The sequence below is a fragment of the Stenotrophomonas sp. FW305-3-2-15-E-LB1 genome (genome assembly GCF_058787375.1).
The window spans coordinates 1-14,865 of sequence record NZ_JBYSZR010000025.1; the positions used below are offsets into that span (position 1 = coordinate 1).

Below are 14,865 nucleotides of genomic sequence, written 5' to 3' on the forward strand. Positions count from 1 at the left end.
GGTAGCGCGGGGCCGTGCCCCGCGAGCGCGCCGCGCGGTGGTTTTGATTTTCCGCCGGGCATGGCCCGGCGCTACCGGGCGGAGCGGTGGTAGCGCGGGGCCGTGCCCCGCGAGCGCGCAGCGCGGTGGTTTTGATTTTCCGCCGGGCATGGCCCGGCGCTACCGAGCGGGGTGGTGGTAGCGCGGGGCCGTGCCCCGCGAGCGCGCAGCGCGGTGGTTTTGATTTTCCGCCGGGCATGGCCCGGCGCTACCGGGCGGGGTGGTGGTAGCGCGGGGCCGTGCCCCGCGAGCGCGCAGCGCGGTGGTTTTGATTTTCCGCCGGGCATGGCGCGGCGCGGTCAGGTTGGCCTGACTTCCCTGCACACCAACTCAGCCAGCTCGCGACACGCGAAGAACAAGCCTTCAACCACGCCCTCATCCAGATGCCGGCGGGGCGTTGCCATGGTCTTGCAGCGGTTGGCGGCATGCAGCATCTCCACGGCGGTGAGGATGCCCGTGGCAGCGCGGTCGATGCGCGCGAGGGACTGACGTCGGCCGTCGGACAGGTTTTCTTCCGGCCACAACATTCCATCGGAGCCTTCTCCATCGCGGATGCGGGTGAGGCAGCCCTGGAAGGTGCTGATATCGGAGGCGGGGTTTTCGTCGTCGGTGACGGCGCCAACAGCATGGAGCGGCGGGTTGTTGCGAGTGGTCATGGCAGTAGCTTCCGTGGCTGTGCTTAACAGCGCCACCGCGCGGAGGCGGGGTGGCGGACGGTGCGTGGCTGCAAACCGGGAAGCATGAGTGCCATTGACCGGTGGGTACGAATACCCCCACGCACCGCCCGCCATATAGGCCGACGGATTGCCCGCCGGTACCGGTTTCCGGGCGGTACCGGCGGGCAAGCGCATACAACAGGCACATCAATACTTCGCGGGTTTGCAGACCCGGCCACCCGTCTTCGGTGGCGCGCCATGTTGGTTACGAACGCAGCCTCGTTTCAATGAGAAAAGTTAGACGATTTCTGACGAAGCGAGCGCGAGACAGGAATTGTTGCATGCAACTCAGATGGCATATGCGACAAGAGAAGACGCAAGCTCGCCGACTCGGTGGCAGCGACGACAGGGAGTGACGCAATCACCTCGCGAATCCACTACGCGTGTGACGCTATTCGCTTACAACAACTTGCAGGCAGCATTACACCGAATTGCCCGGATCCGCGTTTTGGAAGGGCGAGATGACGCATCGAGCCACTCGTGCGTGCCGGATGCGACAGCGGATAGGCTGACGGCGCCGCTGCGCTCGCCGAGCGTGGCCCGGCGCTACCTCCTTGGGTATGGCCCGGTTTTACCTTGCCTGGTCGTACTCGGCCTGGGCGCGTTCCATCTCGGGCCCGTAGTGCAAGGCCCAGTCGTACAACGCGGTAAAGGGCTGCTGCAGCGAACGCCCCAGCGGGGTGATGGTGTATTCCACGCCCACCGGCGTGGTAGGCAGCACGTGCCGTTGAATCAAGCCGTTGCGTTCCAGCCGCTTCAACGCATCGGCCAGTGCCTTGTGGGTGATGCCATCCAGCCGGCGCATGATCTCGTTGAATCGTGACGGGCGCGAACACAGCACGGTGAGGATGAGGATCGACCACTTGCTTGCGATCTGTTCCAGGATCGGCCGCGAACGGTGCACGTCGATCAACGCCTCTTCGGCAACGCAGTCGGTACGGGTATGCGGGCGGGCAGGGCGGGCCATCGGTTTACTCCACGATATCTACGCTAGCTTAAGTGCGTATTTTGCCGTAAGTATAAGCTGTATATCATCAGCCGCACTTACCCAAGCGAGGTCGTGATGAGCAGATTGCAGGACAAGGTGGCCCTGGTTACCGGTGGCGGCTCGGGCATTGGTGGCGCCATCGCGCAGCGCTTCGCTGCGGAGGGCGCAACGGTGTACGCCACCAGCCGCTCGGCGGCAGAGGCCACGCAGCAGCCCTCGGCAGAAACGGGAGCGGGGCGCATTCACCCGCTGCGCGCCGATGCGGGCACGGCAGCCGGGCTGGCACAGGTGTTCGGCACCCTGCGCGCCGATGCCGGGCGCATCGATGTGCTGGTCATCAACGCCGGCATTTCGGAGTTCGCGATGCTGGGTGATATCAGTGAAGACCTGTTCGACCGCACCTTTGCCCTGAATGTCCGCGCGGCGTTGTTCGCCGCGCAGGGTGCCCTCGATCTGATGCCTGCCGGTGGCAGCATCGTGCTGATCGGTTCCATTGCCGGTGCGATCGGCACCCAGGGCTACGGCGTGTATGGCGCGAGCAAAGCGGCACTGCGCGCGTTTGCCCGCACCTGGGCGAACGAGCTGGCGCCCAGGGGTATCCGCGTGAATGTCGTCAGCCCGGGGCCGGTGGATACGGCGATGTTCGATGCGGTGAGCGATGAGGTGCGCAAGGCGATTACCGGCCTGGTGCCGATGGGACGGTTGGGCCGGGTCGAGGAAGTGGCTGCGGCCGCGCTGTTCCTGGCCAGCAGCGAGAGCAGCTTCACCACCGGTGCCGAGCTGGCGGTGGATGGCGGGATGGCGCAGGTATAAGCCTGCGCGGTGCCTGGCTGGGCTAGGGCCCGTAGAGTTTTTCCGGGTCTATCCCGGCCAGGGCCAGCACGCGGTCGCGCCGCACTTGCTGCACCCATGCCGCGAACAGCTGGGGATTGCTGAACCTGCCGGTGGTGCCGCACGCGGGGCAGGTCAGCTCGATCTCCGATTCGACGTGTCGAAGGCCCCCTGGCTCTGAATAGCGCGCTTCGTCGCCGCAGTGCGTGCACTTGCAGTGCAGAGCCTCCACGCGGTCAATTGTTCCATCGAGGCGCAGCAAAGGACGGATCCTGAGGATCCGGAACGCGGAAGGCGGGGTCATGTGTCGTGCCTGTAGGGGGCTAGACACGGGGGCGAAGAATTCGCACCGCAGAGGAGCCAGATGTCTTCACCCTACAGCATGAATGGTTAAGGATGCTCACATGGTCTTGCCGTGTTCCTCTGCGTAGCGTTGATCGGCGGACATGGCCCGGCGCTGCCGCAAACCTGATCGCAGTGCTGCAGAGCCGAGCCCATGCTCGGCTCAATGTCCGTAGGCGCGATGGTCATGAGCAGCCGAGCGTTGGCTCCGCTCTACAGAAGCGGTGTTATCACCCGTTGCCGCGGCTGCGCTGTTGAATGCGCGCGATATCCTTGGCCGGCGACTGCCCAAACGCGCGCGCGTACTCGCGGCTGAACTGGGTGGGGCTTTCGTAGCCCACGGTGTGCGCGGCGCGGATGACGCTGCAGCCTGAGGCCAACAGATGCGTGCGTGCCTGCAGCAGGCGCACCTGCTTCTGGTACTGCACCGGGCTGAGTGAGGTGACTGCCTTGAAGTGGCGGTGGAAGGCGGACACGCTCATGGCCGCATCGGCGGCCAGTTCTTCCACCCGCCAACTGCGGGCATAGTCGCGACGAATCGATTGAATGGCGTGGTTGACGCGCGCCAGTGCGCTGTCGGGGCTGGCGATATCGCGCAGCATCCAGCCCATCGGGCCCTGCAGCACGCGGTACAGGATCTCGCGCTCGTACGCCGGGGCCAGGGCGGCAATATCGGTGGGGTGCTTCATCAGGCGCAGCAGGCGGGCCCAGGCGTCCAATAGTTGCGGCGTGACGGCGGCGACCGAAAAGCCCCTGGTCTGCGGGTTCGTCGCGGGTTCGGGAAGGTCGTTCAGCAGGGTGGCAAGCAGCACAGGGTCCAGGCTGAGCGCCACCGCAAGGTAGGGCGCACCCGCAGGGCTGCTGCGCACGACGCCCGCAGCGGGCAGGTCCACGGACATCACGAAGTAGGTAGCAGGGTCGTAGTGCAACGTCTGCGCGCCCACCGTCATCGATTTGCTGCCTTGCAGGATGAGGTTGACCATCGGCTCATACACCGCCGCCAACTCATGTTCCGGCACGGCGCCTTGCACCATCGATACCCGCGGGATGCCGGTTTCCGTGCGGCGGTTCTGGGCATGCGCGGTCAGTGCGCGCAGTTCTTCAAGCAGGCTGTCCATGGGCGCATTGGACGCCGCGCGCCAGGCCGGTGCAAGCGGCGAAGCAGGATTGGGCAGGAATGGGCGAGGAATGGGGCGGCCACGCGCACGCCGGGTGCCTATCGTGAGCACTGTCCTGAACACGGAGCATCCATGCCCATCACCCTCATTACCGGCGGCAGCCGCGGTATTGGCGCCAGCATTGCCCTGGCCTGCGCGCGTCGCGGCCACGGTGTCATCCTCACCTACCAGCAGAATGTCGAGGCTGCCGACGCGGTGGTGCGGCAGATTGCGAATGCAGGGGGCAGGGCCATTGCGCTGCCGCTGGATGTCGGTCGGGTGCAGAGCTTTGCAGGCTTCCGTTCAGACGTGGAGCGCGTGCTGGCATCGGAATGGCCTGCGGGGCAGCTGTCCGGCCTGGTCAACAATGCCGGGCACGGGCTGTTCAATCCGATTGCCACGGTGAGCGAGGCGCAGTTCGATGGGCTGTTCAACGTCCATCTGAAAGGGCCGTTCTTCCTGACCCAGGCGCTGCTTCCACTCCTGGCGCCGCAGGCAGCCATCGTCAACATCACCAGCGCAACGACACGGGTGGCGACTGTGGGGGTTGCACCCTACGCGTCGTTCAAGGGCGGGCTTGAGGTGCTGACGCGTTACATGGCGAAGGAGTTCGGGCCGCAGGGTATCCGCGTGAATTCCGTATCGCCGGGCCCGATCCGGACGGAGCTGGGGGGCGGCCTGGATGCAGCGTTCGAAACGGTGCTGGCATCGCAGACGGCGCTGGGGCGTGTAGGCGAGCCTGACGAGGTGGGCAGCGTCGTGGCCTCACTGCTGTCTTCGGACAGTGGATGGGTCACGGCGCAGAACATTGAAGTGTCCGGCGGCTATGTCATCTGACCACCACCAAGGAGCTGATTGATGTTGGACCATCTGTTTTTGACGGTTGCCGATACCTCGCGTGCGGTGGCGTTCTACGCGCGGGTTCTGCCGGTACTGGGTATTGATCGCCGCCTTGATTACGACGGCAGCCAAGGGCCGCCGGGGCACCCGGATCTGAAGGGTTTTGGTGCTGACGGCCGGGTGTTCTTCTGGCTGCGGCAGGGCCAGCCGCAGCCAGAGGCTGCGCATGTTGGTTTCGCCGCCACGTCAACCGCGAAGGTGGATGCTGCGTTTTCCGCCGCACTGGATGCCGGAGCGACGGTCATCCATCCGCCTGGCGCACAGCATCACTATGACCCGCGCTACTACGCTGCACAGGTGCGCGACCTGGACGGTTACAGCCTCGAATTCGTGCATAAACCCTGGCAACACGGAGCCTGATGGCCATGCGTGGATCGAGGGATGGCCTGCAACAGGCGGCCCATGCGCTTGTGGCGGCGACCAACGCGTTTGACGTCGATACAGCACTGTCCTTGTTTGCGGACAACGCGGTGATTGATGACCCGTCTACGGGTGAGCGCTTCGAGGGGGTGGCCGGTGTGCGTGAGTATATCGAGCGCTATTTCGTGGCGTACCACACAGTGACCCGGATTCTGTCGGTGGAGCCCGATGCGCGTGCACAGGCGTGCGTTCGCGTGGATTTCAAAGGTGACTTCGGCCACGAGACGGGGCGCCTGGTGATAGCGCTGGACGCGGCGGGGCGCATCCGTCGCATCAATGCAGATCTGGATTGAATTTCCACCAAACGAGTCCTTGCCTGGGAGATGGCCATGAGCCTGTTGGATCACGTTGAATTTGCAGTAAGCAATGCGGATACGTCGCAAGCGTTCTACGCCAGAGCGTTGGCGCCGCTGGGCATGGTGCATCTGGTTCACGTGCAGACTGCTGCAGGCGGCGACCGCCACGGTTTCGGCCGCGAGGGCTATCCCTGCCTGTGGTTCCATGACCAGGATGTGCCTGGGCACGGCACGCATATCGCCTTTGCGGCGGGAACGAGGGCGCAGGTGGACGCCTTTCATCGGGCGGCGTTGGCCGCGGGGGGCATGGACAACGGGGCGCCTGGTGTTCGCGAGCGCTACCACCCGGGCTACTACGCGGCCTACGTGCTGGATCCGGATGGAGTGAACGTGGAGGTGGTGTGCCAGTAGGGTGCTGCGCTCGCCGGGCCCATGCCCGGCTGCGGCACGCGCTGCCAGCCATGGGCTGGCACTACTGAAGTGGGGCGCCCTGGCTGTAAGCTGGCCGCCAACCCCTGGCGGCGTTGCTGATCCCATGGACCTGATCCGACTGCTTCGATCGCTTGAGGAGTTCCTCTACGAGCTGGTGGGCTGGCTGGTGTTCTACCCGCGCACGCTGTGGCGGGTGCTGGTGCGGCCGGGGGAGGTGGCGCGTTACACGCGGCGCGAATTCGCCAAGGATCCGGAACACCGCTTTGCCGATGCGATCAGCCCGGTGCTGATGCTGATCCTGTCGGTGGTGCTGGCGCATGCGCTGGAAATGGCGATGCGCACGGCGCCGCTGTCCCTGTCCGGGCCGCTGGGCAAGCTGCTGTTCTCGAGCGAGCAGGGCCTGCTGCTGACCCGCTCGGCGGTGTTCTGCATCTTCGCGCTGGGCGCGGCGCTGAGTACGTTGTGGCGGCAGCGCCTGCCGATCAACCGCGACACCCTGCGCGAGCCGTTTTCCATCCAGGCGTTCCTGGCGTGCCCGTTCGTGCTGCTGCTGGCGGTTTCGCAGGCGGTGGGTGGATCGGGGACGGCGGAGGCCCGAGGCTGGGGCGCGGCCATCGGGGTGGTGGCCGTGGTGTGGTACCTGTGGGCGCGCACGCGCACGTTCGTGGCGTTGAATGACGTGGGGTATCTGCCTGCGGCAGGGTTCGTGCTGGCGTCGTTCCTGCTGACCTCGGCGCTGGTGTTGGCGCTGGGGTTTGCCATCGTGATGTAGGCCGTGTGCGGTGGGCTGTAGAGCCGAGCCCATGCTCGGCTCCGTGATGCCGGACGGGGTACGTGCTGCCAGCCATGGGCTGGCACTACTGGGCGGGCGCGTGGGAGCAGCCGAGCGTGGGCTCGGCTCTACACGTCCGCGGTTGGATCGTTTGTAGCGCCCGAGCCTGCGCTCGGGCGGCGGGATCCGCCGGACATGGGCGATGCTTGCTTACGCGGCAATCAACAACATCGGGTCGATCAGCGGAATCTCCCGCTTGTCGGGCATGGCGATGCTCTGGCTGCAGAACACATACCCCAGTGGGTTGTCGGCCCGCAGCTGCTTGCGCGGCACGCTCTCGATGTCGCCCACTTCATCCACGGCCAGGCCGATTACATCCACCCCGGCGCGCACCAGCGCCATGGCCGGGCAGGTGTAGGTAAACGGTGTCAGCCCGCTGAGGCGGCGCAGATCGGCAACGCGCAGGACGTTTTCGCGCACGGTCAGCGTGAGGCGTCCTTCGCTGCCGGGGCGGTCAAAGGTTTCCGGGCCGCGTATCTCGACGGTGGCCTGCACATCCACGGCAAACCACTGTTCACCGGCCCGTACGGCCAGGTATTCAAAGAAGGAACGCGACGGCGAGGCCGGTGATCCGGCCGAAGGGGAAGACGGCTGCAAAGGAGATCCAGTGGAAGGGGCAATGCTGCTGCGGCGCCATCATGCCGTCTTGGCGAGCTCAACGGTGTCAGCAAAAGATGAATGCCGAAAATCCCGTTCAGCCAATACTCGGCTCAGACCGGAACGTACGGCACCGTGTGCAGCGCGGCCAGATCGGTGGCCCTGATCGGGCGTGACAGCGCAAAGCCCTGGATTTCATCGCAGCCATACGCCTGCAGCAGGGCGACCTGCTCGAATGTTTCCGCCCCTTCGCCCACGGTGTTGTAACCCAGGCCATGGGCCAGGCCGATGACGGCCTGTACTTTCAGCTGTGCGCGGGTGTCGGTGGGCAGGTCGTCGATCATCGACTTGTCCAGCTTGATCGTGTGGATGGGCAGTTCGGTGAGATAACCGAAGTTGCTGTAGCCACTGCCGAAATCATCGATCGCCACGCGCACGCCGGCCGCCGCCAGCTGCTTCAGTTGTTCGCCGGGCAAGGAATCGGCGCGCAGCCATTCGCCCTCGGTGATCTCCACTTCCACGTCGGTGCAGGACAGGCCCTTGCACAGCAGCGTGGCAATGAAGGCATCGGCCATACCCTTGCGCGCGACATCGCGCGCGGAGAGGTTGATGGACAGGGTGAGTGACAGCCCTTCGCGCCGCCACTGCGCCAGCTGGGTGAACGCGTGGTCGAGCACCCAGGCGGTGACGCCGTGCATCAGCGCGGTGCGTTCGAACACGGGAATGAACTCGGCAGGGCTGACCGCGCCCAGCTGCGGATGGTCCCAGCGCAGCAGTACTTCGGCCGAGACGGGGGTGAGGTCTTCGGCGCGGAAGCGGGGTTGATAGACCAGGTGGAACTGGTCCTGCTGCAGCGCCTGCTGGCCGTCGGTGGCCAGCCGATAGCTGCGCTGCAGGCCTTCATCGCGCAGGGACGAGTACCAGCAGCAGGTGACATGGCCGGCGAGCGCCGAGTGCATGCCGATCATCATCTTGCGCAGCACATCGTCGGCACTGTCGCGGCCCAGCGTGGCCTCGCACAGGCCGGCATGGAACTGCGGCGCCAGCGGTACGGCGGCGGCCATGATCGGGCGGATGAGATCGTCATGCAGCAGGTGGACCAGGCGCTCGATCGCATCGCGGTCGGGCAGTTCGATCACGAAGGCGAAGCGCGTGGCTTCCACGTGGTAGACCTGGGCCACGCCGTCCAAGGCAAGGTTGATGCGCACGCCGGCACGGCGGATGAGTGCTTCCAGCGGTACCATGCCGAGCACCTGGCCGGCCTCGTTGGCCCGTGGCAGGTCGAGCACGTCGATCATCACGGCATAGCACGGCTGCCCGGGCGTACGTACCGAACGCGCGGCGTAATCGATGGCGAACTGGTGGCGGTTGGGCAGGCCGCTGACCGGATCGCGACGGCCACTGAGCGTGCGCAGCTCCAGTTCGTTCATCACTGCCATGCCCAGTGTCTGCAGCTGGCGGCGATCATCGGCGGAGAACTGCCGGGGCACGCTGTCCATCACGCACAGCGCACCGATGGCCACGCCGTTGGCGGCGATGAGCGGGGTGCCAGCATAGAAGCGCAGGTGTGGCGGCCCGGCCACCAGTGGCAGGCTGGAAAAGCGTGGGTCCAGGGCGAGGTCGTTGATGACCAGGCCCGCGGTGGAGCCGATGGTGTGCGCGCAGATGGAATCGCGGATATGCGAACCGGCCGAGGTGAGGCCCTTGCGCGAGATCAGCCGCTGGCGGTCGACTTCGATGAGCGAGACGAAGGCCACCGGCGCGTGGAAGGTGCGTGCGGCCAGATCGGTGAGGCGATCCAGCGAGGCCCCGGCAACGTCATCCAGGACATCCAGGCTGCCCAGCGTCGACATGCGTTCTTCGGTACGGGTCGGGGCCATGTGCTTTTTCCGGTTGAACGGGAGCGCGAGAGCCGGTCGGGGGTGCTGCGGGCAAGTAGGGGTGATGGCAGGGTTGCAGGTACGCGGCGGCGATGCCGTGTAGATGCGGCCAACAGCGCGTCAAGACGGCGGTGGAGGCTGCTGGCTGCGCTTGCGGTAGAGCACGCTCTGGTTGCGGCCGCCGTGTTTGGCGCGGTACAGCGCCTTGTCGGCCTGGCGGATGGCCAGATCGGGGTTGGACTGGGTTTCAGGGTAATGGCTGACCCCGGCAGAAATCGTGACGTGCCCGACCTTGGCAAATGCCTGCGCTTCGATGGCGGCGCGCAGGCGTTCGGCCACCTGCAGCGCGGTATCGGCGCTGACCTCGGGCAGCAGGACCAGGAATTCCTCGCCACCGAGGCGGCACAGCACGTCCTGCGGGCGGGCATTGGCGCGCATGCTCTGGGCGACGCCGGCGATGACCTGGTCACCGGCGTCGTGGCCATGGCGGTCGTTGACGTCCTTGAAGTGGTCTACATCGAGGGTGATGACGCCGAACGGCACGCCGGAGGCCGTGAGGGCACTGAGCGCGCGTTCCAGCCCGCGCCGGTTGAGCAGCTGGGTGAGGGGATCGGTGAGTGCAGCCAGGTCGAGCTTGCCGATGCGATCGCTGAGGTTGCGGAAACTGACCAGCACGGCCTGCTTCAGCTGCGCGGCCTCGAAGTACCAGGAATTGACCGCCTTGACCTGGGAAATGGCGGCGCCGACATCGCCTTCCTGCGCGTGCTGCGCGAGCTGCTGCAGGGGCGAGGCGATGCGACGCGAGCACAGCCAGATCAGCAGCAGCGACAGCAGGCCCAGCGGTGCGGCGTTGCGCAGCACGGTGGCGAACAGGCTGCCCATGGGCGCGGTGGCGGCATCAATGGGGCGCTGGGCGACGATGCCCCAGCCGGCAGCGGGCACCGGTGCGAAACCGGCCAGCATGTGCGCGCCGCGGCTGTTGTGCGAATGCAGGGCACCGGCGCTTCCCTGGCTGAGCGCTTCGACGGCGGCGTTGCGGGTGGCGGGCTGGCCGACCCGGTCCGGTTCGGGGTGGTAGAGCAGGGTGCCATCGCGGCTGACCACGTACAGGTACGAGCCATCCTCGTAGGGGTGCGTGCCGAGCAGGGAATGCAGGACGTTCGGGTCGCGCAGGTGGATGGAGGCGGTGATGTAGCCGGCGTAGCCGCCGTCGGCATCGAATACCGGATGGGAGAGGGTGACGACCAGGTTGCCGGTGTGGGCGATGAAGGGATCGCTGACCATCGGCAGCCGCTGCTGCAGCGCTTTGCGGTTGGCGGCGCTGGTGAGCGCCTTGCCCTGCAGTTCCGGCAGGGCGGGTGAGGTGCCGACCACCACGCCTTGGGCATCCACCGCGATGACGCTGTTGAAGGCATCGGTCTGCAGCTTGATGCGTTCCACTTCATCATCGTGTGCTGCCGGCTGGTCGAGCCCGCGGCTGAGGCGCTCGGCCCCGACCGCGAGCTGCTGCTGCGCGTTCAGCACGAAATGCTGGGTGGACTGGGCCAGCGAGTGCGCGTAGACCCGGTTGGCTTCCAGGCTCTTTTCGACGAGCTGCTGGCGCTGCACCTGGTAGCTGGCCCACAGCGTGTTGCCCAGCATGACCAGCGCCGACAGCGTGGCAAGCGCGAGGATCAGCCGCTGCAGGTTCACCTGCCGGATCGATGCATTCACGCCTGCGCCTCCCTGGCGGCCGGTAGGGGCTCAGGTTACAGCCGAGGGGGCAGGGGAACCGTGCGCGCGGTCTTCACGCGGAAGCCGGTGGATCTGATCTTGTGCCGACCAACGGTCGGCACCCACCAGCCCGACCCGTGCCGACCAACGGTCGGCACCCACCAGTCGGTTCAACCATCCGTGCTGTGGCTCAGGGCTTCCCACTGGTCAATGCTGGTGCCCAGTTCCTGCAGCTTGCCGCGCACCAGCTGCACGGCATCGCTGCCCAGCAGCAGGTGGGCGGGCGGCGCGGGGCTGTCGATCAGCTGCAGCATGGCCTGCGCGGCCCTGGCCGGATCGCCCAGCTGCTGGCCGCTCTTGGCTTCGCGCGCGCTGCGGATGGGATCGAACAGCGCGTCGTAATCCTCGATGGCGCGGGGCGAGCGCACCATCGAGCGGTCGGCCCAATCAGTGCGGAACGAACCGGGCGCGACGGCGGTGACATGGATGCCGAAACCAGCGACTTCCTTGGCCAGCACTTCGCTGATGCCCTCCAGCGCGAACTTGCTGCCGCAGTACCAGGCAATGCCGGGCAGGGTGATGAAGCCGCCCATGGAGGTGATGTTGAGGATGTGGCCGCGGCGGCGCGCGCGCATGTGAGGCAGCACCGCCTTGATGAGTGCGGCAGGCCCGAACACGTTCACTTCGAACTGCTGGCGCAGCTCGGCGAGGGTCGATTCCTCCAGCACGCCTTCGTGGCCGTAGCCGGCGTTGTTGACCAGCACATCGATGGCGCCGATGTCGGCTTCGATGTGGGTGACCAGGGCAGTGATGGCGTCGGCATCGGTGACCTCGAGCAGGCGGCCGAACGCGCGGCCCGGGGCGAGCGCTTCGAAGTCGTGACGGGCGGTGTCGTTGCGCACGGTGCCGACGACGCGATGGCCGGCCAGCAGAGCGTGCTCGGCCAGCGCACGGCCGAAGCCGCTGCTGACGCCGGTGATGAGGAAGAGGCGGGATGTGGTCATGGGGTGGCTCTCGGTTGGGAGCTTGCACGTTAGTGCTTGCACTATGAGCATCCCAGGCCTAGCCTTCGGCCATTCTTGCCTATTCCTATGAGCTGCCCATGCTTTCTGCGGAACAGACGATGCAGGCGCGCATGGTGGGCCTGCTGCAGGCCCTCGCCACGGACGAGGGCTACACGCTGACGGCCCTGCCAGGCGTGCGCCTGCTGCGCTCGAACCGACCGCTGGCGCGGACGCCCGTGCTGTACGACCCCGGCATCGTGATCGTCTGCCAGGGCGTGAAGCGCGGTTACCTGGGCGGGCAGGTGTACCAGTACGACGCGCAGCACTACCTGGCGGTGTCGGTGCCGGTGACCTTCACCATGGAAACCGAGGCGACGGCCGACGCGCCGCTGCTGGCGATCTACCTGCACCTGGACCTGCAGCTGGCCGCGGACCTGATGCTGGAGCTGGAGGCGCACGCGGCCCATGCCCCGGCATCGGCGCAGAGCATGATGGCAAGCCCGATGCAGGCGGCGATGCAGGCGACCGTGCTGCGCCTGCTGGAAGCGCTGGGCGATCCGCTGGAAGCGGTGGTGCTGGGCCCGGCGCTGGTGCGGGAGCTGTATTTCCGTGTTCTGACCGGGGCGCAGGGCGGTGCGATGCGTGAGGCGCTGGCGATGCGCGGGCGCTTCGGGCGCATCGGCAAGGTGCTGCGGCATATCCATGCAGCTTACGCGACGGCGCTGGATGTGGATGCGCTGGCGGTGGAGGCGGAGATGAGCGTGCCGACCTTCCACGACCATTTCCGTGCCATCACCGGTACCTCGCCGATGCAGTACGTGAAGTCCACCCGGCTGCACCAGGCGCGGCTGCTGATGCTGCGGCAGGGCATGACCGCCGAGGCGGCCGCATTGGGCGTGGGCTATGCCAGCCCGTCGCAGTTCAATCGCGAGTTCAAGCGGCTGTTCGGGTTGCCACCGGCGGCCGAGGTGGCGCGGATGCGGCGCAGCTTCGCGCTGCCGCCGGCGCCGGTGGACGCGGTGTATGTCTCATCGCATTGAGGGCGGGGATCGTGGCGGTCGTTGGTCACGCCATCCGCACGGGCGGCTCGTTAACGTGTCGCACGTTTTTCAAGCGACCCCGGCGCAGGATCCTGTGCCACGCTTTCCTCATTTCCGGAAGTACCCATGTCTGCCCTGCCTCTGCATGCGCTGGCCTATCAGAGCACCTTGCCGTGCGCGCTGGCGGCCGATTCGATCGACGAACTGCTCATCGACGCCATGGCGCGCAACCAGGCGCTGTCCGTCACCGGCATCCTGCTGTTTGATGGACACCGGTTCTTCCAGTACCTGGAAGGCCCGGAAGAAGCCATCTACCAGGTGTTCAGCCGCATAGAGGCCGCCACCCGGCACGGCAACGTGGTGGTGCAGTTTGACCAGGCGGTCAGCGAGCGCTACTTCCGCACGTGGACGATGGTCTGCCGAAGTGTGGACGTGTCAGCCCTGCATGCCATTGCCGCCGGCAAGTGGAAGCGCCACTTCCCCACAGTGCGCGATGATCGTCGTGCGGTGCCCGGGCTGGGGCCGCTGGTGGATTTCTGGGAGCTGCCCCACGCGTGAGCGTGCTCACTCGGGCATGACGGGGTGCCCGGCTAGTGTGGCTGAACTCACAAGGGGCAGATGATGGAAGAGTCAAACGGCGGTATGGTGCGCTGGCTGAGTTTCCGCCTGCGCAATGGTCAATCGATCGGCCCCGGCCGCCTGCGCGAAGCGTGGAGCTGGGCGTGTCAGTCACCGCGTTCGGGCGTCCGCCGCGAGCAGTTGGGCGAAGAGCATTGGGTCTACGCCCTGTATGGACCGGAGTTGATTACCTGCCCGCGCACGGCTGAGCAGCGCATGCGTAGCTTCCTGCTGGACGCGGGCTATGTTTTCACGATGGGCTCGCTGGGGAGGCGCGAGGTCGCCTGACGTCCGGTATCGGCAGATGAAATTCCCTCAACCTGCCGCCCCGCCCAGCGCGGGGAAGTGCGGGCGCAGCAGCGCGGCCAGCAGATCCATGCCAGGGCTGGCGATGGCAGTGCGCTGCCCGAATTCGTCCCACTGCGCATTGACCAGGCCAGACACCACGATCTGCCCGGTTTCGACCCGGGTCATCGCCCAATAGGGCACGGCGCGCGCCTCTATGCGTGCATCCAGCACCTGCACGATGGCGTGGTGCGAGCGGCTTTCACGGACGCGGCGCATGACGGTATCCAGCCCGTCCGGTGGCCCTTCGAGGTACTGGAAGAACTGCGTCCCACTGATCAGCAATGCGCCAGTGACGCCGGCAACGCGGTTGAATGAGGCCGACTGGGCGATGATGCTGCGGATCTTTTCGTCGGAAAGACCAGCCGACATGTGGCTGGAATAGGCAAACGCACGGAGCATGGAAGGGGTTCTTGTGTGACGCGCGTCACTATACGAAGCGCTACTGCCTGGACTGTGAGGCTTTGTTCACACGCTGAGCGGCTTGGCCACCCGTGAGCCTGCGTTGACAGCGGCTCCGGCCCGGATGCCGTAGATTGGCGCCAACAGTCTCACTTTCTGCAGCGGGCGGGACGCCCCTGGGGTGCTGCGACTCCCGCTTTCCACCAGGAATTGAAGTGCAACCCCATTTCCCTGTGTTTCCCCGTGCAGCCGGCGCTGCGGCTGAGCGTGTGCGCGACCACGACTGGTCGGCGACCCCCCTTGGCCCTGTCGC

18 protein-coding genes are annotated in these 14,865 nt (G+C 66.3%); 9 read left to right on the forward strand and 9 right to left on the reverse strand.

Annotated features, from left to right (window positions below; genetic code table 11):
* Window positions 1-338: 338 nt before the first annotated feature.
* On the reverse strand, window positions 339-695 hold the full coding sequence (locus AC3WL7_RS16035) for a hypothetical protein (RefSeq protein ID WP_492751558.1): 357 nt from the start codon (window positions 693-695) through the stop codon (window positions 339-341).
* A gap of 631 nt (window positions 696-1,326) precedes the next feature.
* On the reverse strand, window positions 1,327-1,722 hold the full coding sequence (locus AC3WL7_RS16040; RefSeq protein WP_492751560.1) for a winged helix-turn-helix transcriptional regulator: 396 nt from the start codon (window positions 1,720-1,722) through the stop codon (window positions 1,327-1,329).
* A 96-nt stretch (window positions 1,723-1,818) separates the two neighbouring features.
* On the opposite strand from AC3WL7_RS16040, the gene AC3WL7_RS16045 reads away from it, so the two are divergent.
* Window positions 1,819-2,556, forward strand: coding sequence for an SDR family oxidoreductase (locus AC3WL7_RS16045; protein ID WP_492751562.1), 738 nt, complete (start codon window positions 1,819-1,821; stop codon window positions 2,554-2,556).
* Window positions 2,557-2,578: 22 nt separating this feature from the next.
* Here the strand turns inward: AC3WL7_RS16045 and AC3WL7_RS16050 are convergent, their stop codons facing one another.
* Both AC3WL7_RS16050 and AC3WL7_RS16055 read right to left on the reverse strand, forming a co-directional pair.
* On the reverse strand, window positions 2,579-2,878 hold the full coding sequence (locus tag AC3WL7_RS16050; RefSeq protein WP_492751564.1) for a hypothetical protein: 300 nt from the start codon (window positions 2,876-2,878) through the stop codon (window positions 2,579-2,581).
* Window positions 2,879-3,146: 268 nt separating this feature from the next.
* Window positions 3,147-4,034 carry an AraC family transcriptional regulator gene (locus AC3WL7_RS16055; protein ID WP_492751565.1) on the reverse strand — a complete coding sequence of 296 codons (888 nt, stop codon included), beginning with the start codon at window positions 4,032-4,034 and terminating at the stop codon, window positions 3,147-3,149.
* Window positions 4,035-4,166: 132 nt separating this feature from the next.
* On the opposite strand from AC3WL7_RS16055, the gene AC3WL7_RS16060 reads away from it, so the two are divergent.
* From AC3WL7_RS16060 to AC3WL7_RS16080, 5 genes are all read left to right on the forward strand, one after another.
* Window positions 4,167-4,910, forward strand: coding sequence for an SDR family NAD(P)-dependent oxidoreductase (locus AC3WL7_RS16060; protein ID WP_492751566.1), 744 nt, complete (start codon window positions 4,167-4,169; stop codon window positions 4,908-4,910).
* Window positions 4,911-4,931: 21 nt separating this feature from the next.
* Entirely contained in the window at window positions 4,932-5,333 is a 402-nt protein-coding gene (locus AC3WL7_RS16065) for a VOC family protein (RefSeq protein ID WP_492751567.1), read from the forward strand.
* A complete protein-coding gene (locus tag AC3WL7_RS16070; protein WP_492751568.1) occupies window positions 5,333-5,686 on the forward strand; it encodes a nuclear transport factor 2 family protein in 354 nt (117 codons plus the stop codon). The genes AC3WL7_RS16065 and AC3WL7_RS16070 overlap by 1 nt, the downstream gene beginning before the upstream one ends.
* A 42-nt stretch (window positions 5,687-5,728) precedes the next feature.
* Window positions 5,729-6,100, forward strand: coding sequence for a VOC family protein (locus AC3WL7_RS16075; RefSeq protein WP_492751672.1), 372 nt, complete (start codon window positions 5,729-5,731; stop codon window positions 6,098-6,100).
* A gap of 124 nt (window positions 6,101-6,224) precedes the next feature.
* Window positions 6,225-6,893, forward strand: a complete 669-nt coding sequence (locus AC3WL7_RS16080) for a hypothetical protein (protein ID WP_492751570.1) — start codon at window positions 6,225-6,227, stop codon at window positions 6,891-6,893.
* A 210-nt stretch (window positions 6,894-7,103) separates the two neighbouring features.
* Here AC3WL7_RS16080 and AC3WL7_RS16085 read toward each other — a convergent pair whose 3' ends face one another.
* The 4 genes from AC3WL7_RS16085 to AC3WL7_RS16100 form a co-directional block, all read right to left on the reverse strand.
* Window positions 7,104-7,550, reverse strand: coding sequence for a chemotaxis protein CheW (locus tag AC3WL7_RS16085; protein ID WP_492751572.1), 447 nt, complete (start codon window positions 7,548-7,550; stop codon window positions 7,104-7,106).
* 113 nt (window positions 7,551-7,663) lie between these two features.
* Window positions 7,664-9,430, reverse strand: a complete 1,767-nt coding sequence (locus AC3WL7_RS16090) for an EAL domain-containing protein (protein WP_492751575.1) — start codon at window positions 9,428-9,430, stop codon at window positions 7,664-7,666.
* Between the two features lie 120 nt (window positions 9,431-9,550).
* A complete protein-coding gene (locus AC3WL7_RS16095; RefSeq protein ID WP_492751577.1) occupies window positions 9,551-11,143 on the reverse strand; it encodes a diguanylate cyclase in 1,593 nt (530 codons plus the stop codon).
* Window positions 11,144-11,313: 170 nt separating this feature from the next.
* A complete protein-coding gene (locus AC3WL7_RS16100; protein ID WP_492751578.1) occupies window positions 11,314-12,147 on the reverse strand; it encodes an oxidoreductase in 834 nt (277 codons plus the stop codon).
* A gap of 98 nt (window positions 12,148-12,245) precedes the next feature.
* On the opposite strand from AC3WL7_RS16100, the gene AC3WL7_RS16105 reads away from it, so the two are divergent.
* The 3 genes from AC3WL7_RS16105 to AC3WL7_RS16115 all read left to right on the forward strand — a co-directional run bounded on the left by AC3WL7_RS16105 (window position 12,246) and on the right by AC3WL7_RS16115 (window position 14,093).
* Complete coding sequence (locus AC3WL7_RS16105; RefSeq protein WP_492751582.1) at window positions 12,246-13,187, forward strand: AraC family transcriptional regulator; 942 nt, start codon at window positions 12,246-12,248, stop codon at window positions 13,185-13,187.
* A gap of 126 nt (window positions 13,188-13,313) precedes the next feature.
* Window positions 13,314-13,745, forward strand: coding sequence for a BLUF domain-containing protein (locus tag AC3WL7_RS16110; RefSeq protein ID WP_492751584.1), 432 nt, complete (start codon window positions 13,314-13,316; stop codon window positions 13,743-13,745).
* A 63-nt stretch (window positions 13,746-13,808) separates the two neighbouring features.
* Entirely contained in the window at window positions 13,809-14,093 is a 285-nt protein-coding gene (locus AC3WL7_RS16115) for a hypothetical protein (protein WP_492751586.1), read from the forward strand.
* A gap of 27 nt (window positions 14,094-14,120) precedes the next feature.
* On the opposite strand, the gene AC3WL7_RS16120 is transcribed toward AC3WL7_RS16115, so the two are convergent.
* On the reverse strand, window positions 14,121-14,552 hold the full coding sequence (locus AC3WL7_RS16120; RefSeq protein WP_492751588.1) for a BLUF domain-containing protein: 432 nt from the start codon (window positions 14,550-14,552) through the stop codon (window positions 14,121-14,123).
* Between the last annotated feature and the right edge of the window lie 313 nt (window positions 14,553-14,865).

Bases quoted from the DNA above. Each gene is read 5' to 3' on its own strand.
- AC3WL7_RS16120 (WP_492751588.1), bottom strand. From the start codon at position 14,552: ATGCTCCGTGCGTTTGCCTATTCCAGCCACATGTCGGCTGGTCTTTCC.
- AC3WL7_RS16115 (WP_492751586.1), top strand. From the start codon at position 13,809: ATGGAAGAGTCAAACGGCGGTATGGTGCGCTGGCTGAGTTTCCGCCTG.
- AC3WL7_RS16040 (WP_492751560.1), bottom strand. From the start codon at position 1,722: ATGGCCCGCCCTGCCCGCCCGCATACCCGTACCGACTGCGTTGCCGAA.
- AC3WL7_RS16065 (WP_492751567.1), top strand. From the start codon at position 4,932: ATGTTGGACCATCTGTTTTTGACGGTTGCCGATACCTCGCGTGCGGTG.
- AC3WL7_RS16060 (WP_492751566.1), top strand. From the start codon at position 4,167: ATGCCCATCACCCTCATTACCGGCGGCAGCCGCGGTATTGGCGCCAGC.
- AC3WL7_RS16105 (WP_492751582.1), top strand. From the start codon at position 12,246: ATGCTTTCTGCGGAACAGACGATGCAGGCGCGCATGGTGGGCCTGCTG.
- AC3WL7_RS16070 (WP_492751568.1), top strand. From the start codon at position 5,333: ATGGCCATGCGTGGATCGAGGGATGGCCTGCAACAGGCGGCCCATGCG.
- AC3WL7_RS16050 (WP_492751564.1), bottom strand. From the start codon at position 2,878: ATGACCCCGCCTTCCGCGTTCCGGATCCTCAGGATCCGTCCTTTGCTG.
- AC3WL7_RS16080 (WP_492751570.1), top strand. From the start codon at position 6,225: ATGGACCTGATCCGACTGCTTCGATCGCTTGAGGAGTTCCTCTACGAG.
- AC3WL7_RS16110 (WP_492751584.1), top strand. From the start codon at position 13,314: ATGTCTGCCCTGCCTCTGCATGCGCTGGCCTATCAGAGCACCTTGCCG.
- AC3WL7_RS16045 (WP_492751562.1), top strand. From the start codon at position 1,819: ATGAGCAGATTGCAGGACAAGGTGGCCCTGGTTACCGGTGGCGGCTCG.
- AC3WL7_RS16035 (WP_492751558.1), bottom strand. From the start codon at position 695: ATGACCACTCGCAACAACCCGCCGCTCCATGCTGTTGGCGCCGTCACC.
- AC3WL7_RS16055 (WP_492751565.1), bottom strand. From the start codon at position 4,034: ATGGACAGCCTGCTTGAAGAACTGCGCGCACTGACCGCGCATGCCCAG.
- AC3WL7_RS16090 (WP_492751575.1), bottom strand. From the start codon at position 9,430: ATGGCCCCGACCCGTACCGAAGAACGCATGTCGACGCTGGGCAGCCTG.
- AC3WL7_RS16100 (WP_492751578.1), bottom strand. From the start codon at position 12,147: ATGACCACATCCCGCCTCTTCCTCATCACCGGCGTCAGCAGCGGCTTC.